The 24,663-nt window shown below is 60.2% G+C and carries 21 protein-coding genes; 7 read left to right on the forward strand and 14 right to left on the reverse strand.

Annotation, left to right across the window (positions count from 1 at the left end; genetic code table 11):
- Nucleotides 1–161: 161 nt before the first annotated feature.
- From ACSQ36_RS38080 to ACSQ36_RS38105, 6 genes are all read right to left on the reverse strand, one after another.
- Nucleotides 162–1,169: a ketopantoate reductase family protein gene (locus ACSQ36_RS38080; RefSeq protein ID WP_436186472.1), complete on the reverse strand. Its 1,008-nt coding sequence runs from the start codon at nt 1,167–1,169 to the stop codon at nt 162–164.
- Nucleotides 1,170–1,171: 2 nt separating this feature from the next.
- Nucleotides 1,172–2,245: an alpha/beta fold hydrolase gene (locus ACSQ36_RS38085; protein ID WP_436186100.1), complete on the reverse strand. Its 1,074-nt coding sequence runs from the start codon at nt 2,243–2,245 to the stop codon at nt 1,172–1,174.
- The gene (locus tag ACSQ36_RS38090) at nt 2,242–3,276 is read right to left on the reverse strand and encodes a M14 family zinc carboxypeptidase (RefSeq protein ID WP_436186101.1); all 1,035 of its coding nucleotides are present in this window, start codon (nt 3,274–3,276) and stop codon (nt 2,242–2,244) included. Before ACSQ36_RS38090 ends, ACSQ36_RS38085 begins: the two co-directional genes overlap by 4 nt.
- Before the next feature lie 73 nt (nt 3,277–3,349).
- Nucleotides 3,350–3,799: a hypothetical protein gene (locus tag ACSQ36_RS38095; protein ID WP_436186102.1), complete on the reverse strand. Its 450-nt coding sequence runs from the start codon at nt 3,797–3,799 to the stop codon at nt 3,350–3,352.
- Between the two features lie 136 nt (nt 3,800–3,935).
- Nucleotides 3,936–4,706, reverse strand: a complete 771-nt coding sequence (gene tam, locus ACSQ36_RS38100) for a trans-aconitate 2-methyltransferase (protein WP_436186103.1) — start codon at nt 4,704–4,706, stop codon at nt 3,936–3,938.
- Nucleotides 4,707–5,328: 622 nt separating this feature from the next.
- Nucleotides 5,329–7,647, reverse strand: coding sequence for an FdhF/YdeP family oxidoreductase (locus tag ACSQ36_RS38105; protein WP_436186104.1), 2,319 nt, complete (start codon nt 7,645–7,647; stop codon nt 5,329–5,331).
- 150 nt (nt 7,648–7,797) lie between these two features.
- Between ACSQ36_RS38105 and ACSQ36_RS38110 the strand changes: the two genes are divergently transcribed.
- Complete coding sequence (locus tag ACSQ36_RS38110) at nt 7,798–9,228, forward strand: PLP-dependent aminotransferase family protein (RefSeq protein WP_436186105.1); 1,431 nt, start codon at nt 7,798–7,800, stop codon at nt 9,226–9,228.
- A 4-nt stretch (nt 9,229–9,232) separates the two neighbouring features.
- On the forward strand, nt 9,233–9,532 hold the full coding sequence (locus ACSQ36_RS38115) for an ArsR family transcriptional regulator (RefSeq protein ID WP_436186106.1): 300 nt from the start codon (nt 9,233–9,235) through the stop codon (nt 9,530–9,532).
- Nucleotides 9,533–9,651: 119 nt separating this feature from the next.
- On the opposite strand, the gene ACSQ36_RS38120 is transcribed toward ACSQ36_RS38115, so the two are convergent.
- Both ACSQ36_RS38120 and ACSQ36_RS38125 read right to left on the reverse strand, forming a co-directional pair.
- The gene (locus ACSQ36_RS38120; RefSeq protein ID WP_436186107.1) at nt 9,652–10,161 is read right to left on the reverse strand and encodes a DUF1993 domain-containing protein; all 510 of its coding nucleotides are present in this window, start codon (nt 10,159–10,161) and stop codon (nt 9,652–9,654) included.
- Between the two features lie 525 nt (nt 10,162–10,686).
- Nucleotides 10,687–11,130 carry a hypothetical protein gene (locus tag ACSQ36_RS38125; RefSeq protein WP_436186108.1) on the reverse strand — a complete coding sequence of 148 codons (444 nt, stop codon included), beginning with the start codon at nt 11,128–11,130 and terminating at the stop codon, nt 10,687–10,689.
- Nucleotides 11,131–11,520: 390 nt separating this feature from the next.
- Here ACSQ36_RS38125 and ACSQ36_RS38130 point away from each other — a divergent pair, with 390 nt between their 5' ends.
- The gene (locus tag ACSQ36_RS38130; protein WP_213766015.1) at nt 11,521–13,044 is read left to right on the forward strand and encodes a sensor domain-containing diguanylate cyclase; all 1,524 of its coding nucleotides are present in this window, start codon (nt 11,521–11,523) and stop codon (nt 13,042–13,044) included.
- Nucleotides 13,045–13,151: 107 nt separating this feature from the next.
- On the opposite strand, the gene ACSQ36_RS38135 is transcribed toward ACSQ36_RS38130, so the two are convergent.
- Together ACSQ36_RS38135 and ACSQ36_RS38140 are read right to left on the reverse strand one after the other, a co-directional pair.
- Complete coding sequence (locus ACSQ36_RS38135) at nt 13,152–13,472, reverse strand: DUF4148 domain-containing protein (RefSeq protein ID WP_213766016.1); 321 nt, start codon at nt 13,470–13,472, stop codon at nt 13,152–13,154.
- Between the two features lie 90 nt (nt 13,473–13,562).
- Nucleotides 13,563–14,564 carry a LysR family transcriptional regulator gene (locus ACSQ36_RS38140; protein WP_436186109.1) on the reverse strand — a complete coding sequence of 334 codons (1,002 nt, stop codon included), beginning with the start codon at nt 14,562–14,564 and terminating at the stop codon, nt 13,563–13,565.
- 212 nt (nt 14,565–14,776) lie between these two features.
- Here ACSQ36_RS38140 and ACSQ36_RS38145 point away from each other — a divergent pair, with 212 nt between their 5' ends.
- From ACSQ36_RS38145 to ACSQ36_RS38155, 3 genes are all read left to right on the forward strand, one after another.
- A complete protein-coding gene (locus tag ACSQ36_RS38145) occupies nt 14,777–16,903 on the forward strand; it encodes an FUSC family protein (RefSeq protein ID WP_436186110.1) in 2,127 nt (708 codons plus the stop codon).
- A 162-nt stretch (nt 16,904–17,065) separates the two neighbouring features.
- A complete protein-coding gene (locus ACSQ36_RS38150) occupies nt 17,066–17,317 on the forward strand; it encodes a hypothetical protein (RefSeq protein WP_436186111.1) in 252 nt (83 codons plus the stop codon).
- A gap of 90 nt (nt 17,318–17,407) precedes the next feature.
- Complete coding sequence (locus ACSQ36_RS38155) at nt 17,408–18,904, forward strand: succinate CoA transferase (protein ID WP_436186112.1); 1,497 nt, start codon at nt 17,408–17,410, stop codon at nt 18,902–18,904.
- Nucleotides 18,905–19,225: 321 nt separating this feature from the next.
- Here the strand turns inward: ACSQ36_RS38155 and ACSQ36_RS38160 are convergent, their stop codons facing one another.
- Complete coding sequence (locus tag ACSQ36_RS38160; RefSeq protein ID WP_436186113.1) at nt 19,226–19,462, reverse strand: hypothetical protein; 237 nt, start codon at nt 19,460–19,462, stop codon at nt 19,226–19,228.
- Between the two features lie 186 nt (nt 19,463–19,648).
- Here ACSQ36_RS38160 and ydiK point away from each other — a divergent pair, with 186 nt between their 5' ends.
- On the forward strand, nt 19,649–20,770 hold the full coding sequence (gene ydiK / locus ACSQ36_RS38165; RefSeq protein ID WP_436186114.1) for an AI-2E family transporter YdiK: 1,122 nt from the start codon (nt 19,649–19,651) through the stop codon (nt 20,768–20,770).
- 1,082 nt (nt 20,771–21,852) lie between these two features.
- Here the strand turns inward: ydiK and ACSQ36_RS38170 are convergent.
- From ACSQ36_RS38170 to ACSQ36_RS38180, 3 genes are all read right to left on the reverse strand, one after another.
- Entirely contained in the window at nt 21,853–22,176 is a 324-nt protein-coding gene (locus ACSQ36_RS38170; RefSeq protein WP_213763020.1) for a chaperone modulator CbpM, read from the reverse strand.
- Between the two features lie 11 nt (nt 22,177–22,187).
- Nucleotides 22,188–23,123, reverse strand: coding sequence for a DnaJ C-terminal domain-containing protein (locus tag ACSQ36_RS38175; protein WP_436186115.1), 936 nt, complete (start codon nt 23,121–23,123; stop codon nt 22,188–22,190).
- Nucleotides 23,124–23,341: 218 nt separating this feature from the next.
- Nucleotides 23,342–24,649 (reverse strand): NRAMP family divalent metal transporter, encoded by a 1,308-nt coding sequence (locus ACSQ36_RS38180; protein ID WP_436186116.1) that lies wholly within the window; start codon nt 24,647–24,649, stop codon nt 23,342–23,344.
- Between the last annotated feature and the right edge of the window lie 14 nt (nt 24,650–24,663).

Raw genomic sequence — 24,663 nt, forward strand, 5'->3', positions numbered from 1 at the left:
AACACTATCCAGCTTCCCTGGGAAGCGTTGCATCGCGAGATCCTGCGGTTATGCCCCGGCATTCTTGACGAGGTAGCGACATGAACATAGCCGCTGCATTCGCCTTACGCTCTGGCGCTTACCAGAGAGAACTTTAATATGACGCGAGCAGATGCAGATGCCTAGCGCGTCGGTGCGTTGGCCTTACTAACCAGACTGGCATTCAACTGACCGGCAAGCCCATACAGCACGCTAAGAAACGGCACCGGGATTCCAGCCTTCGCCGCCAGCTCATGAGGCGCACCCAGGATCGCTTCGACCTCCAACTGACGGCCCGCTTCCACGTCCTGCAGCATCGACGTCTTGAACGCACCGAGCTTGCGTGTTTGCGCATTACGCGCCTGTGTTGTCATGTTCAGTTCAATACCGATCTCTTCGCCGATCCGCCGCGCCTCTTCCATGATCGACACGACAAGCTGCGCCGTCAACGGGTCGTCGAGAATCACGTCGGCGGTCGAGCGCGTGATCGCGCTGATGGGGTTCATGGTCATGTTGCCCCACAACTTGGCCCAGATATCGCTGCGAATCTGGGTCGACGCCGTTACGTCGAATTGAGCGAGACGGAGCAATTCCATAGCACGGGCGGCCTGATCGGTGACGCCCGCAGCGGCGGGTCCGACAATAAGCTGGTTGCCATTGCCCTTTTTAATCACGCCGGGACCGGCTATTGAAGAGGAAAGATGCACGACACAGCCCGAGACCTGCGACGGCGGCAGGGCCGTGGACACCACACCTGCCGGATCGACCGATTCGAGCCGCTGCCCTTCAAGATGGCCACCGAATGAGTTCAGGAACCACCAGGGCACGCCGTTCATTGCTGAAACAATATGTGTACCCGCGTTCACGAGCGGCGCCAATGAACTGGCGGCTTGTATCAGCGCGGGTCCTTTCAGGCAGATGAACAGCAGGTCCTGCGGCCCGAGCGAGCCGGGTTGATCGGTCGCGTTGACATCGACCACATAACGGTCGTCGCCTTCCATGACAGTCAGGCCATTGCTTTGTATGGCGTCAAGATGCGGCCCGCGCGCCAGGAGGTTCACTGCGACGCCGGCACGCGCCAGACGAGCTGCAACGATACCGCCGATAGCACCACCGCCAACCACGGTGATTTTGATGGATTGTTGATTCAAATTCAAATCTGTCCCCTGTATGAAGCGTCGATATGAGCGACGCGTCGAATGAGCGCGGCAAGGACATTCTCCCCAGCGCCATGCGCAGGCGAACACTGTAGCGAATCCCGCGTGCTGCGTTTCACGATTTTATCGGTGATGGGCCGCGCCTTTCCACGCATGGAATGCCTGATGACCTGAATCTCGCAGGCGCGATACAGCGCCATAGCAAAGCGAAAGCGTGAGCAATCGTGATTCCGTGCGAGAGCAGCCGGTGGTTCTGACGGATCGGCGCGTTCCCCGGACACAACCGGCGGTTTATCCGCCAGACTTTCCAAGTTGCGCAGCCAGTCGGCGATCGCCTTGCTGGTCCAGAGCGGATCGTCGTGGGGCAGGTCATGTCCAGCCCACGTATGCACGGCGTGAGCTGTTCCCCAACGGGCCGCTATCCGCGTGGAGCAGACCGGATTGACCAACCGGTCCGCCTTCGATGAAAGCAGCAGCGTAGGGCAAGCTGGCGCATGATTGCCGGCACGAAAGCGCGCCGCGGCCCACAACTGGCGCAGACCGTTCGCCGCGCTCACTCCGGCGCTCTGCCTGATCGCGGCCCATGCGGCGATATCGGCGGACTGGGTATCCACCCGGTTGCACGTCAGGTCGTGGATGATCATTTCGCACGTCATGGGACGCGCCCATGAAGCAGCGACGCGCATGAGCGCGGGCCAGACCTCGGGTCGAAGGCGCTCGGTCATGGTGCTAAACGGCCGCATGCTGGTATTGATGAGCACCAGCCGCTCGATCTCTTCCGGATGGCGCTGCGCCCAGCCGGTCGCGACCATGCCGCCGAGCGACATGGCAACCAGCCGATACGGCGGCAACAGCCCGGCATCGGCCGCACGCGAGCGGACGAACTTCACCATGTCGGCCACATCGAGTGGAGCGCTCAGCGCGTTCTCGAGGCCGTTCCCGGGCAGGTCAAGCAGCGTGATGCTGTGTGCATCGCCGTTGAAATCCGCTTCAACACGCAGTTGCTCGGGAAACGATCCCCAGTGACGACCCTCGCGCGTGAGTCCGCGCAACAAGATCCATGTGCTCATCGTGAGGATTTTCGCTGCCAGTGTTCAATGGCGCGCTCAAGAATCTGTTTTCTCGCGTCGCCCTTGGGGAGCCATCTATTCGATGCAAACGCCGCGCGGGTCAGGAAGTCCAGGAAGTTGGCGTGACGGCGCAAGACCCGTTCGACCCGATGCGCCTTGACCGGATTGAACATGCCGAGGCGCGAGAAGATCTGGCTGGGGTTTTTCCGGATCCAGCGCCATGAACCCAGTTCCAGGGTCATCGGTAGGAATACGTTGGGCGCGGGCGTCTGGTCGTAGGCACAGTCCCACAAATCGCCGTGAAGCAGGTATTGGTGGCTTTGCGGTTCGAACGCGTAGCCGTGATGCGGATAGGCCTGTTCGAACATGGTCTTGAGCTGATACATCTCGGGGAGATGGGGCATTTGCTGCTTCGTTCGCGCGTAAGGGAACCAGATGCTGTCGTCCCAGCCGTAACCTGAATGACAGTCGAGCGCAAGGCTGAGCGGGCGGCTCATGAGCTCCTGCTTCACGACGTCGAGCAACGCGGCGCTCTCGAGTTCCAGAGACCCCTGGACCGGACCGCGATACCACGGCAACCACGAACCAATACGCTGGCCGCCCGCAAGGAAGGGGACCCGCCCTTCGGCGCTTTGAGGGGCATTGCGCATCAGGTCGACACCGTTCGGATTCGAGCGGGTTTGTGCCCACATGCCCCCCGGATTCACGATCGGCATGAAGACGAGCCGCACCGAGCGTAACTGTTCGTGCAGCAGTTCGTCCCACTCGAGACGCCGCAGCAGCGCGCGCATGTAGTCGAGGATCAACTGCGTACCGATGCGCTCCAGGCCGTGTACGCCGCCAAAAAAGCCAATGGCGGGCGCTTCGGGATCATTCGATCCGATCGCGGCAGTAAGGATTGGGAAGGAGTGTGCGCCGGCGCGTACTTCGCCCACTGTGCGCGATTCAAAGCGTGCGCTGCCGGCCGCGAGGATGGCATTGAGGTCATCGAACTCCGCAAAGCTTGCGGAGGCTACGCTTAATGGTCTCATGCCCACGGCCTGTTTTTCGATGCGTCCTGAGGTGGCCGGAAACAGAGTGGCCGCCTCAGGACGCCTGGTACGCTCAGGACTTGCCTGGCCTTCCTGTTTTGACTGTCTCGACAGCGGCAACAGCCGCAGTGAGTTGCTCGATGTTAGCGCGCTCAAGTATGAGCAAACCCGCCCGCAAGAGCTCGCCTTTTTTGACGTGCACGCCGTTGGCGAGGCATTTTTGCTTCAACAGGCCGATTTTGTCGTAATCGGACTTGGGCATCGTAAAGCTGTCACGCACGACCTTCTCTTTTTTCGGCCGTTTGACTTTTTCTTCGGATGCAGCGGACTCGACAGGCGCCGCTTTAACTTTCGTTTTAGCAGGCGCTTGCGCGGCCTTACCCTGGGGTTCTTTTGCTACCTCGACCGCTGCTTTGGCGGTTGACTTGCGTTTGCTTGCTGCCGGTTCGGCAGCAGCCGTTTCCGTAGTCTTGGGAAAATGAAAAGCCTTCTTGCTAGGGGCCTTCGTAGCGGGTCCGGGCATGAAATCTCCAGTTGAGTAAAGGTATAAACAGTATATACGCTTTTCGAAATGGCTCGCGCGAGGGTTTCGAGGCGTGTGTCCATGAGCGATTTACCGGGTTCGCCGATGCGAACAACGGTCAATTCCAGTGCCAGGCCTAGCGGGCGGCGATCACGAACAATCGGGGGAACGGCAGCAGCACCGTCCCGTCCGCTAACGCGGGATAAGCCAGCCCAACCGCCGTCTTGTAACGCTCCAGAAACGCCAGCCGTTCATCTTCAGCAAGCGGTTCCAGAAACGGCCGCAGGCCGCTTCCCTTGAACCACTCGACGACCGCCTCCGCGCCACCCGCTAGGGCATGATGGTAAGTAGTCCGCCAGACATCCGGTTTCGCACCGCAAGAACGAAGCAGTTCGAAATACCACGCCGGACTGGCCATCGGCGTCCGGGCCTTTGCAACCTCCAAGAGCTTGCCGGCCCAGGGGCCGTCGGCCGCAATCTCACGCATCAGCCGATGTGCCGGCTCCTCGAGATTGTCCGGCATCTGAACCGCGAGACTGCCGCCAGGTGAAAGCTTCGCGACGAGCGCGGGAAACAAGCTGGCGTGATCGGGCAACCACTGCAGCACTGCGTTCGCGAGGATCACATCGAACGGACCGGGGGCATTCCATGCCTTGATATCGGCGATCTCGAAGTGAACTTGCGGCAGCCGCTTGGCGGCTGCTTCGATCATGTCCGGTGAGCTGTCGAATCCGCTTGCCGTAGCGTTGGGAAAGCGCGCTATGAGCGCTTCGGTCGAATTGCCGGGACCACATCCTATGTCCACGACAGTGCGCGCATCGATGTCCGGAACGGCAGCGAGCAGATCGCGTATGGGACGATTACGCTCGTTTTCAAAGGTTACATATTGCTTGGCAGACCAGCTCACTGTGTAATTCCTCGATAGATAGATGACAGTGCCGCACGGTTTCGACGGGCTTCATTCAGTAGCCGGACACCGCGGGCGTCAATGTTCAAGCTTCGACTCGATTTGACTAAGGTACAGCATGAGTGCAACCGGTCGCAGGTTCTAACGCGGGTGAACATGCGTTGCCGGTTATAAAACCATTAGTGGTCGTGTAAGGTTTGCAAGCCGATGTCCTGTCCGTCGTCGCACGCTGTCGGAGAGGTGCGTAGCGTTTGCAACAGGGGATTCGTCTTGCGTAGATAGGGTGGTTTTCTCTGCGGGAAAGAGTATGGGCCGCTAGTTTGCGCACCGCAGATGTCCTGCGTAAAAGGAATTTATTATTCTAACGGGTTCATTTTCTTATGAAAATCGACATCCTCGGCGTTCAGGGCGTTTGTTGCCGTCGCCGAGGTGCGAATGGGCTTGGCTTGCAGTCGTTGTAGAAGTGAAGTGGAGTTCGACGGCGGTCGGGCTGGTGGCCGAGCGTATTGCCGCGGCGGGGGTGCCGCGGCTCGCCGTGCAAAAAGGCGCGTATCCGACGCAAGCCCTTTACGACATGATCAAGGTGCGCGCGGTACCCGCGAAAGGGCAACGCGCTCCGGCATCAAGCCGCTTCGAGTTGCTTCTCGGAAGAAGCGCACAACAACACCGGAATGGACTTCGACGTAGGCGTCCCCGCGCCATCGGCAACACTCGACAGCGGCACGAGCGGATTCGTTTCCGGGTAATACGCGCCGAGGCAACCGCGCGGAATATCATAAGCGACCAGCAGGAAACTATCCGCGCGCCGCTCGACACCGTCGTCCCATACGCTCGTGATATCCACCCGTTGACCCGCTTCGAACCCCAACATTTCAATGTCCAACTGATTGGCGAACAACACGCGCCGCTGGCCGTACACACCACGATAACGGTCATCGAGACCATAGATTGTCGTGTTGTACTGATCGTGTGAACGGGTGGTCATGAGCGTCATCAACCGCTCACCGTGAACCGTCCGCGCCCGATGAATCGGGGTATCGAATTCAATGCTGTGCACCAGGAATTGTGCCTTGCCGCTCGGCGTATTCCATACGCGCTCGCGCGATGCCACACCCAGATGAAATCCTCCCGGATGCTTGAGCCGCTGGTTGTAATTCTCAAAGCCAGGGATCACTTTCTCGATGCCGTCGCGAATCAGCGCATAGTCGTTCGCGTGCGCGAGCCAGTCAACCTTGGCGCTGCCGAGCGTGGCCAGCGCCATGCGTGCAACGATCGCAATCTCCGACAACAGGTTCGGCGAAGCCGGCCGGTTCATGCCGTACGAAATGTGCACCATGCTCATGGAGTCTTCCACGCTCACGCCTTGCGCCACGCCGTTCTGCATGTCGATTTCCGTGCGGCCGAGCGTCGGCAGGATCAGCGCATCGCGGCCATGAATCAGGTGGCTGCGGTTCAGCTTGGTCGTGATATGCACGGTCAAATCGCATGAGCGCATGGCTTCCCATACGCGCGGCGTATCAGGCGTCGCGATCGAAAAATTGCCACCCAGCCCGATAAACACCTTCAGCTTGCCGGCGAGCATTGCTTCGATTGAACGCACGACGTCGTAGCCATGTTCGCGCGGCGGCTCGAAGTCGTACGCGGCGCCGAGCCGGTCGAGGAACGCTTGCGTCGGCTGCTCTTCGATTCCAACCGTGCGGTCGCCCTGCACATTCGAATGCCCGCGCACCGGGCACAGTCCCGCACCCAGCCGGCCGATGTTCCCGCGCATCAACATCAGGTTCGAGAGAAGCTGCACGGTTGGCACCGAATTCTTGTGCTGCGTAAGACCCATGCCCCACGTCGAGATGACGGCACGCCCGCGTGCGTAGATATCGGCGAGTTGCAGGACTTCATCTTTCGGCACGCCCGATTCCGCCACGATCGCATCCCAGCTTTCAGCACGCAGGTCTTCGGCGAAGGCGTCGAAACCGACCGTATGCTCGGCGATGAACGCAATATCGAGCACGCGCGGCAAGCCTTGCGCGAGCGCTGCATCGTCCAGTTCGATCACGCGTTTCGCCACGCCTTTGATCAACGCGAAATCCCCGCCAATCTTCGGCCGGATAAACACCGAACTGATTTTCGTGCTGCCGCCCGTGAGCATCTCGACCGGATGCTGCGGACTCGCGAAGCGTTCGAGACCGCGTTCACGCAGCGGGTTGATCGAGACGATCGTGGCGCCGCGTTTTGCGCACTCGCGCAGTTCTCCCAGCATGCGCGGATGGTTCGTCGCCGGATTCTGGCCGAAGAGCAACAGGGTATCCGCGTGTTCGAAATCCTCGAGCGTCACGGTTCCCTTGCCCACGCCCACGGTTCCCGGCAGACCCCGGCTCGTCGCTTCGTGGCACATGTTCGAGCAGTCGGGGAAGTTATTGGTGCCGTACATACGCACGAACAACTGGTAAAGGAACGCGGCTTCGTTGCTCGCGCGGCCCGAGGTATAGAACGCGGCGCGATCGGGGTTATCGAGGCGATTCAGGTGGTCCGCGATCAATGCGAACGCGTCGTCCCACGCAATGGGCACGTAGCGATCACGTTCTGCGTCGTAGACAAGCGGATCGGTCAGGCGGCCATGCTGTTCAAGCTCGTAATCCGACTGCGCCATCAACTGTTCGACGGTATGTTGTTCGAAGAATGCGGGCGTGACACGCTTGCTGGTGGATTCGGCCGCCACGGCTTTCACGCCGTTTTCGCAGAATTCGAACGTGGACGCATGTTCGCGATCGGGCCACGCGCAGCCGGGGCAATCGAAGCCGTCAGGCTGGTTCTGGCCGAACAACGTGCGGTAATTGCCGCCCGAGACCTTCTCCTTGAGGAGATTGAGGGCGACGTACTTGAGCGCGCCCCAGCCGGCTGCGGGGTGGGTGTACGGTTCAATGCGAGGTTCGGGTTTTTTCACAATGCCTGCCGCGGATTCATGAGGGTTTTCACCAATGATCCGAGACTACTGTGTTCCGAAAATGACGCGGTATACAGAAAAATAGATAAACGAGGAGTACAGTTTGGGGTTTGCCGGGCTCGGCCAACCCCTTTTGCTCATTCACCTACCGTGACGCTTTACGAAAAACTGGCGGCTGAGATCGAGGAAGCCGTACGACGCGGCGTGTTCGCCGTCGGCGAGCGTGTGCCGTCGGTGCGTCAGGCAAGCGCCCAGCATGGCGTCAGCATCAAGACGGTCTTGCATGCCTACGCGCTGCTGGAAAGCCGGGGTGTCCTGGAAACCCGGCCACAGTCGGGCTACTTCGTGCGCGAACTGCCTGCGCCGCAAGCGGTCAGCCAGGCCGCCTCGCAGCCACCGCCGGTTGCATCGAAAGTCGATGTCAGCCGCCTGGTCTTGTCCACGCTTCGCTCTATCCGCTCGCAGGACGCCACGCCGCTGGGGTCGCCTTATCCGGACCCGTCGCTGTTTCCCTGGCGCCGTATCAATCAGTTGGCGAACGCTATTGCGCGCCGGCATTCAAGCTGGAACCTGATGGACGACCTGCCACCCGGCAACCCCGAACTGATCCGCCAGATCGCGCGGCGTTACGCGGAGAACGGCGTGCCCGTTGACCCCGACGAGATCGTCATTACCGTCGGCGCCACCGAGGCCATCAACCTGAGTTTGCAGGCCGTGGCGAAACCGGGCGACACCGTCGCGGTCGAATCGCCAACTTATTACGCGATGCTCCACGCAATCGAGCGCCTCGGCATGCGGGCGATCGAAGTGCCGACGCATCCGGCCGAAGGTATCGACATCGACGCACTCGCGATCATCATCCGCGAACACCGGATCGCCGCGTGCATGGTCATGCCGAACTTCCAGAATCCCCTGGGCTTCGTGATGTCGGATGCGAACAAAGAGCGGCTTGTCGGCCTGCTCGCCGCCCATGAAATACCGGCGATCGAGAACGATGTGTATCAGGAGCTGTACTACGGTGAAGCCCGTCCGTCCGCGCTTAAGAACTTCGATAAAAAGGGCCTGGTGCTGCATTGCGCGTCGTTTTCGAAGAGCCTGACGGCGTCTTACCGGATCGGCTGGGCGATGCCCGGGCGCTACCGCCGCGAGGTGGAAAAGCTCAAGTTCCTGAACACGCTGACTACCCCTTCGGTGCCGCAGGTTGCGGTGGCTGACTACCTTCGGCAGGGCGGTTATGACCGTCATCTGCGGCATGTGCGCAAGGTGTACCGGCAGCAGGCGCGGCTCATGATTGCAATGGTCACGCGCTTTTTTCCCGCCGGCACGCAGATGTCAACGCCGATGGGCGGCTATGTGTTGTGGGTTCAGTTACCCGGTAATATCGACTCGATGCTGCTTTACGAAGCCGCGCTCGCACTCGGGATCACGATCGGACCGGGCACCATGTTTTCATCGCGCGATGCCTTCCGTCATTTCATCCGGCTCAACTACAGTTACCCTTGGAACGCGCAGACGGAAGCGGCGGTGAAGACGCTGGGTGAACTGGTCGCCGGCATGGCGCGCGAGAAAATCGGAGGTTAAGAATATGGACGATGAGATCGACCCGGCGCTGATCGCGATTCTCGCGCAGTTATGGCGGGCGGCGCAGGAGACACCCGGACGGGTGTGGTCGCTGGCGAAGTTATCGAAGCAATCGGGTGTGCCGATGAGCAGCCTGAGACGTCACTTGACCGCGCTGTCCGACGCGGCGTTGCTGGGTTCGGCCGATCCGGATACCGCCCGTGAAAACGCCGCGAACACGTCCACGGCCGCCTTGAGCGAAGCAGGCCGCGAGTTATGCGCGCAACTATTCGGACAAACGCCCCCGGAGATCGACAAGCTCTGAACGATCGTGCGTCTGCGCGAGCGCCATTGGCTATTGCCGATTGGCGGTCAGTCAGGCCGCAACGGACAGCGTCAAAGCCCGTTGCGGCCTGATGCCCATGCGCTCGATCAATAGCTCGATCAATAAGCGCCCATGTAGTCGCGCTTGCCGATATCCACGCCGTTGTGGCGCAGGATTGCATATGCGGTCGTCACGTGGAAGAAGAATTGCGGCAGGCCGTAGTGTTGCAGGTAGGCGCTGCCAGCGAGCTTCTTCTCTTTCGGCGTACCCGGACGCAGCACGATTTCCTTGTTTTCGCTACCTTCGAATTGCTCGGCATTGAACGTGCCGATGTAAGCCAGCGCCTTGGACACCAGTGCTTGCAGATCGGCGAACGTGACTTCGGTATCGGGCCACGACGGCACTTCCACGCCGGCCAGGCGCGAGGTCACGCCTTTGGTGAAGTCAGCGGCGATCTGCACCTGGCGCACCAGCGGAAACATGTCCGGGAACAAACGTGCTTGCAGCAGCGCGTTCGGGTCGATGTTCTTTTCGGCGGCGTGTGTTTCTGCTTTCTTGAGCACGTCGGACAGGGCGGCCAGCATCTGCTTGAAAACCGGGACGGACGTGCTGTACATGGAAATGGTCATGATCACTCTTTCAGTCGATGAGGGGTTGCCGGCGCGAACGATGCCGCGCCGGCCTGTTTTATCTTGTTTAATCTCGGGACAGTCCTGGACAGGCGATTGAACCGGCTAGCCACGTGCCTGACAATGCGGCTTGACCTGTCCGCCCTGGGTTTGCTTCGGAGCAAACCGTGGCGTAGCCGGAACGCTGCACCCAGCCCGGTGCCGCGCAAGATTATAAGCGCGCCGTGACCAACGCCGGATTGCACGTGATTCCGGGGTTAGCGGTTGCGGGCCATGCGCTTTTGCGCCCAATCTTGCACGTTTGCGGATGGTGTTTCGCACGCCGTGCGCCGTGAACGCCGGATCTTCTAACGCGCTGCGTTGAACCCCAAAACCGGTTGGCCGGCGATTAGCGGCCCAATGTCGAAACGGCGGACAACACTCGTCCCTCGAAGCGTTTTTCCGCTTCGATTTCCCCCCGATTGCAAATCCGGCGCCAATCCGATGCCGATGCAATCCGCGATAAACGCGAAGGGTCAAGCAGTCTTACGCAGACACGTCCGCGGCAACTTTTGAATAGTCGCAAAACTCCCGGAAATCGCTCGCTAATATCTGCAATAGCCCGGTGCCTTTACGTCCGGTGGCACGATAAAGTTCGCCGTCGCGGCGGCCTGCCTCCATGCCTTTGCTGAAAGCCTCCGAACTCATGATCGCGCTGTCGATCGATTGGGTGAACGATGCCGGGTTATCGGGAAAAATCAAGGCGGTGACAAGGCTGGCGGCTGCGAGCGGAACACCGGAGTCTTCAATTTGCCACGCCGCGCAGATCGGCAGGCAAAATCCCTGGACATAGCCAGCCAGCTTCGCTTCCAGATCAGCAGGCAGCGCGTGGTAAGCAAGTTGTGAACGTGCAATGGTGGGAAAGGTGAGCGCCGCGACAATTGCCGCAATCTTGCGCGCCGTTGCCAGTTCTTTGGTGTCTTGCGTCACTTCATGGACTTGATATAGCGGTTGGAACATCGACGCCTCCTTATGAGCCTGGTTTTCCGCGGAAACACCGGGTACGGGGTTGATGGAATATGATTCGTAACGCGGGAAACAGCGGTGGGGTGGCGCGTTCTCCGTTGGAAACCCGCCCGCCAATAATGGCGTGTGCATGACGGCATGGCAAATGAACCGCCGAGCCGGTAGTTAGCGGTAGTACTGATAGAGTGACGCGAGGTATGAAGCGGATAGTGATGTTCTTCGCATGGAGGTTTGGCGGCGGGATGTCGGTCTGACATTAGTTGAGCGTGAGATCCGCGGATGCATCGAAGCTGATCCGGCGGGACCAGGGACGAGAACCGTGTCCTCTATCAAGTAGGAAAGACCGTAACCATAATGACAAAAGCAGAGCAATCCAGCTGCGTCGGCATCGTGAGCCGCATCAAGCGTGGGCTGTCGACATCCGTTGCTGTCGCTTCGTGTGGCGTTTTTATTGCAGTTGTCATGGTGGGCCTGTGCGGCGTGGTCCTGTATCAGAGTCGCCAGGACGCGCTGGAGCATACCCGCGACACGTTGCGCGATATCGCCGTCATCGCACAGCGCGATATAGAACGCAATCTCGAACTTTACGAACTATCGCTGCAAGCCGTGGTCGATGGGCTTCAACAAGCGGACGTGATGGCCCTGTCGCCGCACATGCGCCGCGAAGTACTCTTCGACCGCGCAGCCAGCGCGAAATATCTTGGTTCCATGCTGGTGATCGATACGCTCGGCAACGTTGTCATCGACTCCGGCAGCGACACGCCAAGAGCGGGTAATTTCAGCGACCGGCCGTATTTCACGGTTCAACGCGACAATCCCCATGCGGGTCTCTATGTAAGCGATCCGTACCTGTCTCGCTTGCGCAACGGCACGCCAAGCATCGGCCTGAGCAGACGGCTTTCCAACCCGGACGGATCATTTGCGGGGATCGTGCTTCTGGCGGTGAATATCGCGTATTTTCACGACTTGTTCGCCGGCTTGTCGCTGGGTCCGCGCGGATCGATTTCGCTGATCGGAAGCGACGGCTCCATGCTGATGCGGCAGCCGTACGATCCCAGTGTTATCGGGCGAAACATCAAGGACGCCGCTACGTTCAAGCAGTTTTTATTGGCGCCGGAGGGGAGCTTCATCGAAAAGTCGTCAATCGATGGCGATCGCCGCCTGTATTGGTTTGCCAACTTTCCGCACGCGCCTCTCATCATCATGGTGGCGGCGTCCGAGACGGATATCTACGCTTCATGGCGGCGCCGTGCTCTTACGATCGGGTCGCTGATGGCCGTGTTCGGCGCGGCGTTCATTGCGCTCTCCATTTTGCTCGGGATGCAATTGCGGCGGCGTATGCGGGCTGAGTCGGCGCTGGAATTGCTCGCGAGAACGGACGGCCTGACCGGACTGAACAACCGCCGCAGTCTTGGCGAGATACTTGAACTTGAATGGCGTCGCGCGAAACGCTCGCGGAGCGTGCTGTCGCTGCTGTTCGTCGATATCGATCGATTCAAGGCTTACAACGACACCTACGGCCATCAGGCCGGCGACGATACCCTGGCGGCGGTCGCGCGCTGTATTGCCGACAATATCCGGCGTCCGTCCGACAGCGCTGCACGCTATGGAGGAGAGGAGTTTATTGTCGTGCTTCCCGATACATCGGCGCTTGGCGCTTCGCTGATCGCGGAGAAGATCCGGTCCGCTATTTGCGCATGCCATATCGAGCACGCGGGCAGCGAGTATGGATGCGTGACGGCCAGTATTGGCGCGGTGAGCCGTGAACCGCAAATGGACGACGATCTGACGACGGTGATCAAAGCCGCGGACGAGGCCTTATACAACGCGAAGGCGGCCGGCCGGAACAAGGTGTCGAGTGCTGAGTCAGAGGCGTGATGCGTTCGATCACGACCGCGGTTTATTCAACGGCGGTTCCCGCGCTTCGGGGCGCGGGAACCGCCCGATCAGCTCGGGCTTTCGTCGGAAACCAGCGGCTGAATTGATTAACGGGTGTACATCGCGTTCCAGTCAGCGGCCGATACGCCGGGGCGACCCGAAGCCGATGTGCCGTTGGCGCTGCCGCCATAGCTGGTTGCTGCGCCGGTCGCCGCGCTGTGTTGAACGGCAATGCGTGCTTCCGCAGCCTGGATGTCCTCGGGATAACGCGTGTTATCGCCATCACCCGCGTGATACCCGGCTTGTGCAAGCTGGTTCAGTTCCGCGCGAACTTGCGCACGGGTGACCGGCGCGTTCGACTGAGCGAACGATGCAACAGGTGCGGAAAGCACGGCTACGGCAATAACGGCTTGAATCAGGGACTTCATGATGACTTACCTCTCGTTTAGGTCTTGGTCCGGTGCGAGCAATCTTGTTCGCAACCGGTGACTTAAGTCTAGGTAAGCACACCGTTAAGATTAAGACATCTGCCCGGAAGGCATTGTTATGAAATCGGGTGGGAAAGTTCCGTCGGCCTTGACTGACCTGGTGCTGGCGACATGCGCGAGAACCGCTTCATCGCGCGCGATCATGGCGGGCAGGTAAGTGCGCAGGAAATCAATCCACGTTCGCGTCTTTGCATCGACGAAGCGGCGCGACGCGTAAAGCGCATAGATATTCGTCTTCTGCAGAATGTGCTGGTCCAGGATGCGGACCAGCGAGCCGTTGCGCAAGCCTTCGACGGCGGCATACAGCGGCAGCATGCCGATGCCAAGACCTTCGCGAATCGCCACCGCGAGCGACTCTGCAATATTCACTTGCACCGGGCCGCTTATGTTCATCGTCTGAACGCCGCCGGGTCCGTCGAGTGTCCACTCATTGGCTGGAAATGCAGGCGTATGCAGCGTCAGGCACTGATGCTGCGCGAGATCAGCAGGCCGCTCGGGCATACCCTGCAAACGTACATATTCAGGCGATGCGCACAGGATGCTGAAGGTGGCGCCGAGCGGCTGCGAAACCATCTCGGAGTCGGGCAGCGACGCCGCCGAGATGATCGCCACGTCGCTGGTCCCCTCGAATAAATCAGGCATGCGTTGCGACAGCGTCAGGTCGACCGAGACGTCCGGATATTGCCGCCGATACTGCGCAATCGCCGGCAGCACGTAATGCTGTCCGATGCTCGCGAAGCTGAACATGCGCAACGTCCCGGACGGATGTTCGTGCGCGCAGCTCGCCTCTTCTTCAGCACCGTCTATGTCCGCAAGGATCTGCAGGCATCGTTTCAGATAACGCTCGCCCGCTGTCGTGAGCGAGAGCTTGCGGGTGGAGCGCGTCATGAGGCGAGTGCGCAGATGTTCTTCAAGTTCGGAGACGGCGCGTGACATCGCGCCGGTGCTTGAATTCATGCTGAGCGCGGCTGCCGTGAAGCTGCCCGATTCGACCACGCGCGCAAAAACGCGCATGTTTTGTAGCGTATCCATCAGAACCTTGTGTTGGCGAAGAGGGCCGAATTGTCTGCCTGCGGCACGCAGACATTGTTGCGAAATCCAGAGAAGCGGGTTGTGGCGCAGCGGCTTAATCCTGCGACGCCGGCTCCATACAATCGGCACCTTCGCATGGCGGCTCGCGTGATGGCATGAAGCACGCCCGAGCTGCCCGCGCCTAACGCTGGCCCAAGGAAACGTGCTGGTTCATGAACGACGAAGAGGTGCCCGAGAGCGCGTTGGATCGGGTGAAAGATGCCGCCCGCGACTGGCTCGCGACCGCTGCGCCCAGCTGGCTGCATCTGCTGAAAACATTCATGGCCGTGGCGAGCGCGATGGGCCTCGCGATGCTGCTTCAGTTGCCGCAGCCTCGTGTTGCGATGACCACCGCCGTCGTGCTCATGCAACCGCTGGCGGGCATGGTGCTCGCAAAAAGCGTCTACCGGTTGTTCGGCACGCTGCTGGGTGCGGTCGCGGCGCTGGTGCTCGGAGGGGTGTTTGTGCAGCAGCCAGAGGCCTACATGGCCGGTCTGACTGGATGGGTTGCCGTCTGTACGGCGCTGGCTGTGAGGTATCGTCACTTTAGGTGGTACGGCTTCGTGCTGGCAGGGTACACGGCGGCGCTGATTGGCATACCGGCCGTGGACGATCCGAACGGTTTGTTGCTCGCCTCGTTGAACCGCACAGCCGAAGTCACGCTCGGCATATTGTGTTCAGGTGCGATCAGCGCGCTCATGATGCCTTTGCGCGCGAGCGCCGTATTCGCGGCGGGTTTGCGTCGGCGGGATGAGGATTTTAAAGCTTTCGCGGCAAACGTGCTCGGCCGCAGCGTTGGGCGAGGCGCGTTCGAGCAGCGCTTTGGCGCGTGGGTCGATGAAACCATTGCCCTCGATGCCCAGCTTCGTTACGCCGCGTATGAGACGCCGGCCATGCGCGCACAAAGCCGTCGTCTTGCGCGGCTCAACAGCGAATTCCTCGATGCCTGCGCGCGCCTGCATGGGTTGCATCAGTTGCTCAGGCGCATGTTGGTGAACGATGGCGCCGCACTGGTCACCGTCATCTCTACGCATCTCGATACACTTTCGATTCTCTTACGAACGCATGACAGCCTTAACCACGAAGCGGAGTTCACCGGGGCCTTGCAGCGCTTCCGGGCCGGTATGCAGGAGACCATCCGCACCGCACGCGCACGGATGGAGTCGGACGTTCCCGCACTGCTGCCCGATTTCGATACCGCCATCGAACTGCTGTTTCGTTTCGTCGATGACTTCGCCCGGTACACCCGCACGCATGCCGCCTGGAAACACGACGAGCCGCTCGCGCTTCCTGATCGCGTAACCTATCCGCACGTGGCGCGCACGCATCTCAGTGTCGTGCTTGCCTCGTTCGTGCGGACCGCAACGACGGTCGCGCTGATCGGCAGCTTCTGGATTGCAACAGCATGGCCCAGCGGTGGCATGGCCGTGATTGCGGCCACGCTCGCTTGCGGTTTGTGCGCGACCTCTGCACGGCCGTCCCGGCTCGCGTTGCAAATGGCTGCCGGTGCGGCGCTTGCCGTGGTCGTTGGCTGTGGGCTGACACGTTATGTATATCCCGCCATCGATGGCTTCGCGTTGCTGTGCGCGGTCCTCGCGCCAGTCGTCGTGCTGGGCGCTTATGTGGCGTCGCATCGGCATGGTGGCGGGTATGGGACAGGGTTTCTCGTGTTCTTTTGCTTGCTCGCGGGGCCGGACAATGTCACGAGCTATGCCCCGGAGACGCTGATGAATAACGGCGTTGCAGTGGTCCTCGCGTTGCTGGCCGCGTCCCTCTGCTTCGCGCTGGTCTGTCCGCCCAATGCCGCATGGCTTGTTGAAAGAACTCAACGTGAGTTGCGGGCTCAGGTGGCGCGCGCATGCCACGGCAGGCTCGCTGGATTGAATCATCGTTTTCACGCAAGCACGCACGACTTGATGTACCAGTTGCGTGGCTTGCTTGCCGACAGGTCGCGGGAACATCGGCGCGCGTTGCGATGGATGCTGGCGACACTCGAAGTGGGCCAGGCGGTTATCGATCTGCGTGAAGCGGCGTCAGGCGTCTCCATCGATGAACAAGGGCACTGGCGCGCGGCCATGCAGTCCTTCCGGCAGGCAGTTTCGCTGCTCTTCACCGCGCCAACCGATCAGCATCGGCTTCAGGCGCTTGGGGCTGTGGTGTCGGCGCTCGAAGCGGCGCAACAAAGCCTTGGGATGGGTGTTGCGCATGGCCACGGGCGCGAAGTGGGGCGCATGGTGGCGTCGCTACATTCCATTCGCACGGCGTTGCTCGATCGCGATGCGCCGTTCCATCGGCGCTGACCGGCGTGGTCCGCGCCGTGGCAAATAGTCGGGCGCCGATTGCCCGCAGATGAGGAAGGGTGCGTTACACCGCGGCCCCTTAATCAACCCATCACACAGTCATATATTTCCCTCGGCGGCGAATTGATTGCTGCATGCAAGTAATGAAACAGGGAAAGTGAAATGAAATTATTGAAGAGTGCGCTGGTGGTTTATTCGTGGTTTGTCCTGTCGGCTGCCTATGCGCAATCGGGCTCGGTGAGTGCAGTGGCCGCGGCAAGCCCGCAAGCGGCGCAACAGGATCAGCGAACGGTTGCAACCGATACAGCCGGCGCAACAGTTCGCGAAGTGCCCCAGGTATCTCATGCGGTGCGCAAGCCGGACGAATGCGTTGGACCCGCCAGCTACTGCAGCCTTTTCTTCGGCGGAAGCTGATCTGCGCGACGCCCCCGCAAGCGCCCGCGTCGCCGCTCATCTGACCAGAACGAACGCACCCCGCGATCGACGGTCCTGAGGAACATTCAAATGGTCGAAGACCGCATTCGTTGCAAAGCACTGCTCAGTAAAATCATGTCGAGTGCCGACGCCGCGCAGTTGATTCATGACGGCATGGTGGTCGGTATGAGCGGTTTCACGCGCGCCGGGGATGCCAAGGCCGTGCCTGCGGCGCTTGCTGAGCGCGCGCAAGCCGAAAGCCAGCCGTTGCGCATCACGCTGATCACCGGCGCTTCGCTCGGACACAACACAGACAAGATCCTGACCGAGGCAGGTGTGCTGGCGCGAAGACTGCCGTTTCAGGTCGACAGTACGCTGCGCCGCGCGATCAACGACGGCCGGGTGATGTACGTCGACCAGCATCTGTCCGAGACGGTGGAACTGCTTCGCACGAATCGCCTCGGGTCGATGGACATCGCGATCATCGAGGCTGCCGCCATCACGGAGACCGGCGGCATAGTCCCCACCACGTCCATCGGCAATTCAGCGACGTTCGCCGCTTGCGCGCAGAAGGTGATCGTCGAAATCAATCTGGCGCAGCCCGCCTCGCTTGAAGGCTTGCACGACATCTGGCTGCCGGCTGACAGGCCGCTTCGCGAGCCTCTGCCCATCGTGCGTCCTGATCAGCGCATCGGCACGCAGTCGATCGATGTGACGCCTGGGAAGATTGCCGCGATCGTTGTGACCCACCGCCCGGACAGTCCCTCCACGGTCGAGAAACCCGACGAGGACACCGCCCGCATTGCGGGCCATCTGATTGAGTTTTTCCAGCACGAAGTGTCGCGCGGGCGCTTGCCTCGAACGCTGCCGCCACTGCAGGCCGGTATTGGCACGATCGCCAACGCGGTGCTGTCCGGCTTCGCAAGCTCTCCTTTCGACGCGCTGACGATCTATTCCGAAGTGTTGCAGGACTCGGCTTTCGAACTGATGGATGCAGGCAAGGTGGCGTTCGCCTCCGGCGCGTCGATCACGTTGTCACAAGACCGTCAACGGCAGGTCTTCGATAACCTCTCGCGTTACCGGGACAAGCTGGTGTTGCGCCCTCAGGAGGTCAGCAACCATCCGGAGGTGATCCGGCGGCTCGGGCTGATTGCGATCAACACGGCGCTCGAAGCCGATATCTATGGCAACGTGAATTCCACCCATGCGGGCGGCACGCACATGATGAACGGCATTGGCGGCTCGGGAGACTTCGCGCGTAATGCGGCCTATGCCATTTTCGCAACCAAGTCCATGGCGAAGAACGGTGCGATCTCCAGCATCGTGCCGATGGTGCCGCATTGCGATCACAACGAGCATGACGTCGATGTGATCGTGACGGAAATGGGGCTGGCCGATCTGACGGGCCTGGCGCCGCGCGAGCGGGCGCTGCAGATTATCGAGCACTGTGCGCACCCGTCGTATCGGGACCTGTTGCGCGATTATTACCGCGACGCGCTGAGGTTCGGCGGGCACACGCCGCATAACCTGGCGACCGCGTTCGGTCTGCACATGCGGTTCGCCGAGACCGGAACAATGAGGCTTTAATGGTCGTGGATACCTGTCTACGCTGGTTGTGTTAACGGGTGATATTTATTTAAGTTTTTGGAACATTTTCACTTCGCTGTCGCACGCGTTGATGACCGTCACGCTCAAAAAAAACTTATCACACGGGTTATCAACGTAGACCTGTCGGCGTGAAGATCAAGCGTGGCGCTGGTGATGATCGTGCAAATCGGCTCAGCTTCAGGTTCGACGGCGTGAACAAGTCCGTCGGCGCGTCCGATGATCATTTCCTGGTGCGTCTGCTGCTGGCGCCTGGCAAGTACGTGATTCGTGATGTCACCGGCCAGAGCGGAATTTCCCGTTTCACGCCTTCTTTTTCGAACGTCCGAATTCAGCGGCTGGCGGACCAGCGCGCCGCGCATCGGCGCGACCGACGCGTTCACGATACTGCTGAGTGCCGTGCTCATTTCCTGTATAAGGTGATGCGAACGCGTCGTACGTCGCGGCCCATGCAATGAAGTTTGACAACATGACCACATTCAGCTCCTGAGAGATATCGACATCCGGGGCGAAGCCTGTCAAAGTCGCTTCGCCGCGCATTTGGGGCGACCTCTTGCGGAAGCCTCCGGCGTCATGTGTCCGAGCTGGGCACACTGTCGGAAACCAATAGCCGGTAAACTAAATCTAGCATCGGGCTCGCTGTGCGGCTCGTGCGGCCGAATCCGCTGTTGGGTGTCTGGAACGCGCGTTCAGGCACAGCCAGGATATTCTTGTCAGGAACACGAAATGACCCCGCGTCAACCCGTCGATATTGCCCGCATTCTGTTCGTTATTGTCATCCTGTCCGCGTTGACGATCGGCAGCCTCTATATTCTGCGGCCTTTCATTCCCGGCCTCATCTGGGCGACCACCATTGTGGTTGCCACCTGGCCCGTGATGCTGGCGGTGCAGCGCCGAGTCGGCAATCGCCGATGGATAGCTACTGCAGTGATGCTGATCATCTTGCTGGTCGTGATCGCGCTGCCGCTCTATGAGGCCATTTCGACACTGGCCTTGCACGCGGGCGACATCATGGGAGCCATCAAGGGCCTGCCCAGCTATGCACTGGCGCCGCCGCCGGGCTGGGTCGGCGAGGTTCCGCTGGCCGGGCAGCGTGTTGCGCATGAATGGCAGACCTTGTCGGACGCCGGGCCGGGCGGCCTGCTGGCGAAGCTGGAACCTTATTTGACGATTGTCGCGCGCTGGATGCTTGGTCATGCGGCGGCCGTGGGCGTGTTCGTGATTCACATGTTCGTCACGATTATCATTGCGGGGATTCTCTATAGCCAGGGTGAAGCAGCGGGCCGCTTCGTTACGCGTTTCGCAACCCGGCTTGCCGCCCAGCGTGGTGCGGAAGCTGTCAAGCTGGCGGGGCTGGCGATTCGCGCGGTTGCGCTTGGGATTGTCGTGACGGCGGTGGCGCAGTCTGCACTGGGCGGGATCGGTCTGTGGATCGCTGGCGTTCCCGCTGCCGGGATATTGACCGCGGTCATGCTGATGTTGTGTCTGGCACAGATCGGGCCGTTGTTGCCTTTGCTTGGCGGTGTTGCGTGGCTTTTTATGCATGACTCGACTGTTGCCGCGATTTTGCTGCTGATCTGGTCGGTTGCGGTCGCCATGCTCGATAGTTTGCTGCGGCCGATTCTGATCAGGCGTGGGGTGAACCTTTCGATGCTATTGATTTTGGCCGGTGTGTTGGGTGGCATGTTTGCGTTTGGAATTGTCGGTCTGTTCGTCGGGCCGGTGATTCTTGCGGTTACGTCGACGCTTCTTGAAGCATGGATCAATGAACCTGCGCCCATAGTCGTTGTTGAGGCTGCGCAAGGTGATCGAGTGGCGACTGAAGGGAATTTGCAAGACTTCTCGTAGTGGTGGGGGGAGGGGCTGGGCGGTGCTTGATGTGTCGGGGGGCGGTTCTGGGGTTAGTGGTCGGGGTCTATGCCGGGTTGCTGCTTTCGGCGTTAGCGGCTTGCATGAGTCGGATTTTCTCTTTATCACTATTAGCCACTGTGCGTGGCGGCACGTCATTTCTTTGTCCAAAGCGACAAAGAAACGAAGCAAAGAAAACGCTTTCAACCACGCTACCCTAAGTGTCCACAGCGTGCAGTTTTGATTCATAGGTGCCCCAAAAGCACGGTGCTCGCCAGAACCACGGATGTTTGAACCCCTCCTTCTCGCGAATCCTGACACGAACACGCTTCGCCCCGTACGCTCTCGGGCAAGCACCCTTGCTAAGGAACCCGCACGGCCCTACGGGTATTTACGGCTGCGGTTTTTTGACAGGTTAGCCACCTGGTCTGTGCGACCGTATTCGTTCGCCACAGCTTGATGCGTGTTTGTGGTTACTGCTTCAGTTTTTGTGAATTGGCTGCGCGTTCTGTACAGCTATTTTCGTCGGTTACGGCCGCCCGCGTCTTCGCGGCCTCATTTTCAGCAGGGTTGGCGACGTGGTTCGAGGCGCGTACACATTTGGAGGGTGGTCGTCCGCGGATAGCGCGGGGTGGTCCTTGGGCAGGTTCAATCACTGGTGGCGAAGCGTGTGGGTATCGGTGTTCGGAGAAGGAGGGTTTCACACATCCGTGGCTCTGGCGAGCACCGTGCTTTTGGGGCACCCATGAATGAAAACTGCACGCTGTGGACACTTAGGGTAGAGCGGTTAAAGCGTTTTCTTTGCTTCGTTTCTTTGTCGCTTTGGACAAAGAAATGACGTGCCGCCACGCACAGTGGCTAATAGTGATAAAGAAAAAATCCGACTCTCGCAGACCACTAACATGGAAAGCACCAACCCGGCATAGACCCAGAACCGCTACCCCGGAACCAGGCAACCCGGCATCAACCCCGACCACTAACCCCAGAACCGCCCCCCCAGGTATCAACCCCAACCGCTAACCCGGGAACCTAACACCCCAGCACAACCCCCACCCCGAGTGCGAACGAAAACCCCAACACATTTATCGAGGATGCCCAAGCCGCGCTTTCGTTGCATATATTTCGGCTTGCAGTTCATCAATACGCTGCAACAACGACAATGCCAGTGCAAGACCTCTCCGGTCGAGTTCGAAATCATCGCGTAGCCGCCTTGCCGTCTTCACGGTCACGACGTAACGCAACTGGAACATGCGTGTCGATGTGCCAGTGTCCACCGGCTTGATAACATCGGTATCAATGAGATCTTCAATTTCTTCAATCGATAACCCCGAGACCTCCGCCAGATATTCAACCTGGCAAACGTCCACGTCGTTAAGCCAGACCGACTCGCTCAATGGTGTGCTCATGGCTTTGCTCCTTACGCGAAATGTTTGCGCGGGTTGAAGTTCGATGCCGCCGCCAATTCTTCCAGTAACTCGTGTTCTCGAGCGCTTACCGTCTTCGGCACTTCTATCCTGACCACGGCATACAGCGCCCCGACGCTGCCATCGGCCGACGCCAGTCCGCGTTTGGCAAGCCGCAACTTCTGCCCGGCGGTCGTGCCCGGTTTCACGTTGAGCTCCACGGTGCCCGCCAGGGTGGGTACATGTACGCTCGCCCCCAACACGGCTTCCCAGGGCGCGAGCGGCAGATCGATATATAAGTCACGGCCATCGGGCCGATAGAGATGATGCGGCTGCAACACAAGCGACACATACAGGTCGCCGGCCCGTCCGCCGTTAAAACCCGGGCCGCCCTTGCCGGCCAGCCGCAGGCGCTGACCGTCTGCCGCCGATTTGGGAATGGTGATTCGAAAGGTCCGCGGCACACGATGCGCAAGGCCATTGGCGTCGTACTCAGGAAGCTCGGCGCTCAGCTCGATCTCGTCTCCGCGATGGATCTGCTCAAGCGTTACCGGCGCGGCGATCTCGTAGTCCTGCCCGGGAACCGGAAAGCTTTGTCTGCGATGACTTCCCCCGCCGCCGCCGCTACGGCCAAAGGCTGAAAAAAGATCGGCGAGGTCGACGTCGTCGAGACCGGCTTCACCCGTATGGAAATGCTGCTGCCAATCGGGTGGCGGCGTGAACGATTCGCCGGCCGGATGTTTGCCGAGGTTGTCGTAGGCTTCGCGCTTTTCCGGGTTCTTCAGCGTGGCATACGCTTCGGCGACGTCCTTGAATTTCGCTTCGCTGTCCGGATCGGCTGAGACGTCGGGATGATATTTGTGCGCAAGCTTGCGGTACGCCTTCTTGATGTCCGCCAGTGTCGCGGTGCGCTCGACTCCCAAGGCTTCGTAATAGTCCTTGAATTTCATTTGAGACCTGAAAGAAAAGTAGAACGGGTTTTCGTCTGAACTGAGCCGTCGCGACGGCGTGCCAGGTCTGCCGGGTCGCGTCACCCAGCTACCTCGATCAATCACGTCGCTAGCAGAGTGTAGGTCAATGCGGCGCAGGACGGGAAGTAGCCAACCATGCGCCGGCAGCACGCGAGCCTTAGCAATCCGCGCACCCGTGCCGGCACAACAGCGCAACGTCAGATCGACGTGACCACCATGCCCACCGAGATCACCAGCATGACCGCGGTCGCTATCCATCCCAGTGCGCGCAGCCAGCCCCTGGCCGCAAACTTTCCCATGATGTCCGCACGGCCCACTATTTTCATCATCACGAACATCACCGGTACGGCGACTACGCCGTTGAGCACCGCGCTCCAGTAGAGCGCCTTGATCGGGTTGATCGATGTGAAATTAATGACCATGCCGATCAGCGTAGCCACCGCGATGGTCGCGTAAAAGGCCTTCGCTTCCTGCATTTTGCGGGTGAAGCCCACTGGCCAGTCCCGCGCTTCGCCAATCGCATACGCCGCCGACCCGGCAAGAACAGGTACGGCCAGCAAGCCGGTTCCGATCAGCCCGACCGTGAAAAACAGCGCGGCGAATGGGCCGGCTATCGGCCTCAAAGCCTGCGCCGCTTGCGCTGAAGTTTCAATATCGACGATACCGCCCGCATGGAGGGTCGCCGCCGTGGTCGCCAGGATGGCAAGCGCGACCAGGTTGGACAATCCCATGCCGGCAAGCGTGTCGACCTCGATACGGCGCAGCGCCTGGGGACCTTGTTCGGGTGAATCGAATAGATCGAGCCGCCGCGGATGCACGCGCATGTCCTCGACTTCCTCATCGGATTGCCAGAAGAACAGGTAGGGGCTGATCGTGGTGCCGAACACCGCTACGACGGCAGTGAGATACGCCGATGTCCACACCGGACGCGGCAAGAGTAGGCTGCCGGCGAGTTGGCCCCAATTGACGTGGGCCACCGCCAGCACGGCGAAATACGCAAATAGCGACAGCGTGAACCACTTCAGCACCGCTACGTAGCGCGTGTATTGCAGCAAGAGCTGCATCGAGACGCAAATCACCGAGAACAGCAGCACATAGAGCCACTTGGGACCGGGCAACAAGAGCGCAAGGGCATCCGCCATCGCCCCCAGGTCCGCGCCCAGATTGACTATGTTCGCAATCAGCAGAAGCGCCACGATCCACTGCAGCAGCCACGTGGAGTAGTGCATACGAAGCACGCCTGCAATGCCGTGTCCCGTCGTGCGCCCGATGCGCGCACTGATCATCTGGATGGCGACCATCAGCGGGTAGCTGAACAACAGCGTCCACGACAATCCATAACCGAAGGCCGCGCCTACCTGACTGTAGGTGGCGATGCCGCTAGGGTCGTCGTCGGAGGCGCCTGTGATCAGGCCCGGCCCCAGCACGCCGAGCAAATGGGGTTTGGTCGGGCCGATTACCGGATCGCGGTCCTCTGCATCGTATTCCTGGGAAGGCTCGTCCATGATGGCTCGGTGGT

Origin of the sequence: Caballeronia sp. LjRoot34 (genome assembly GCF_964253815.1) — a bacterium.
GTDB lineage: Bacteria > Pseudomonadota > Gammaproteobacteria > Burkholderiales > Burkholderiaceae > Caballeronia.

Coding starts and splice junctions, on each gene's coding strand:
- ACSQ36_RS38170 (WP_213763020.1), bottom strand. CDS start 22,176: ATGAGCACACCATTGAGCGAGTCGGTCTGGCTTAACGACGTGGACGTT.
- ACSQ36_RS38085 (WP_436186100.1), bottom strand. CDS start 2,245: ATGAGCACATGGATCTTGTTGCGCGGACTCACGCGCGAGGGTCGTCAC.
- ACSQ36_RS38130 (WP_213766015.1), top strand. CDS start 11,521: ATGACAAAAGCAGAGCAATCCAGCTGCGTCGGCATCGTGAGCCGCATC.
- ACSQ36_RS38180 (WP_436186116.1), bottom strand. CDS start 24,649: ATGGACGAGCCTTCCCAGGAATACGATGCAGAGGACCGCGATCCGGTA.
- ACSQ36_RS38135 (WP_213766016.1), bottom strand. CDS start 13,472: ATGAAGTCCCTGATTCAAGCCGTTATTGCCGTAGCCGTGCTTTCCGCA.
- ACSQ36_RS38175 (WP_436186115.1), bottom strand. CDS start 23,123: ATGAAATTCAAGGACTATTACGAAGCCTTGGGAGTCGAGCGCACCGCG.
- ACSQ36_RS38120 (WP_436186107.1), bottom strand. CDS start 10,161: ATGACCATTTCCATGTACAGCACGTCCGTCCCGGTTTTCAAGCAGATG.
- ACSQ36_RS38115 (WP_436186106.1), top strand. CDS start 9,233: ATGGACGATGAGATCGACCCGGCGCTGATCGCGATTCTCGCGCAGTTA.
- ydiK (WP_436186114.1), top strand. CDS start 19,649: ATGACCCCGCGTCAACCCGTCGATATTGCCCGCATTCTGTTCGTTATT.
- ACSQ36_RS38145 (WP_436186110.1), top strand. CDS start 14,777: ATGAACGACGAAGAGGTGCCCGAGAGCGCGTTGGATCGGGTGAAAGAT.
- ACSQ36_RS38095 (WP_436186102.1), bottom strand. CDS start 3,799: ATGCCCGGACCCGCTACGAAGGCCCCTAGCAAGAAGGCTTTTCATTTT.
- ACSQ36_RS38155 (WP_436186112.1), top strand. CDS start 17,408: ATGGTCGAAGACCGCATTCGTTGCAAAGCACTGCTCAGTAAAATCATG.
- ACSQ36_RS38160 (WP_436186113.1), bottom strand. CDS start 19,462: ATGCGCGGCGAAGCGACTTTGACAGGCTTCGCCCCGGATGTCGATATC.
- ACSQ36_RS38150 (WP_436186111.1), top strand. CDS start 17,066: ATGAAATTATTGAAGAGTGCGCTGGTGGTTTATTCGTGGTTTGTCCTG.
- ACSQ36_RS38140 (WP_436186109.1), bottom strand. CDS start 14,564: ATGGATACGCTACAAAACATGCGCGTTTTTGCGCGCGTGGTCGAATCG.
- ACSQ36_RS38090 (WP_436186101.1), bottom strand. CDS start 3,276: ATGAGACCATTAAGCGTAGCCTCCGCAAGCTTTGCGGAGTTCGATGAC.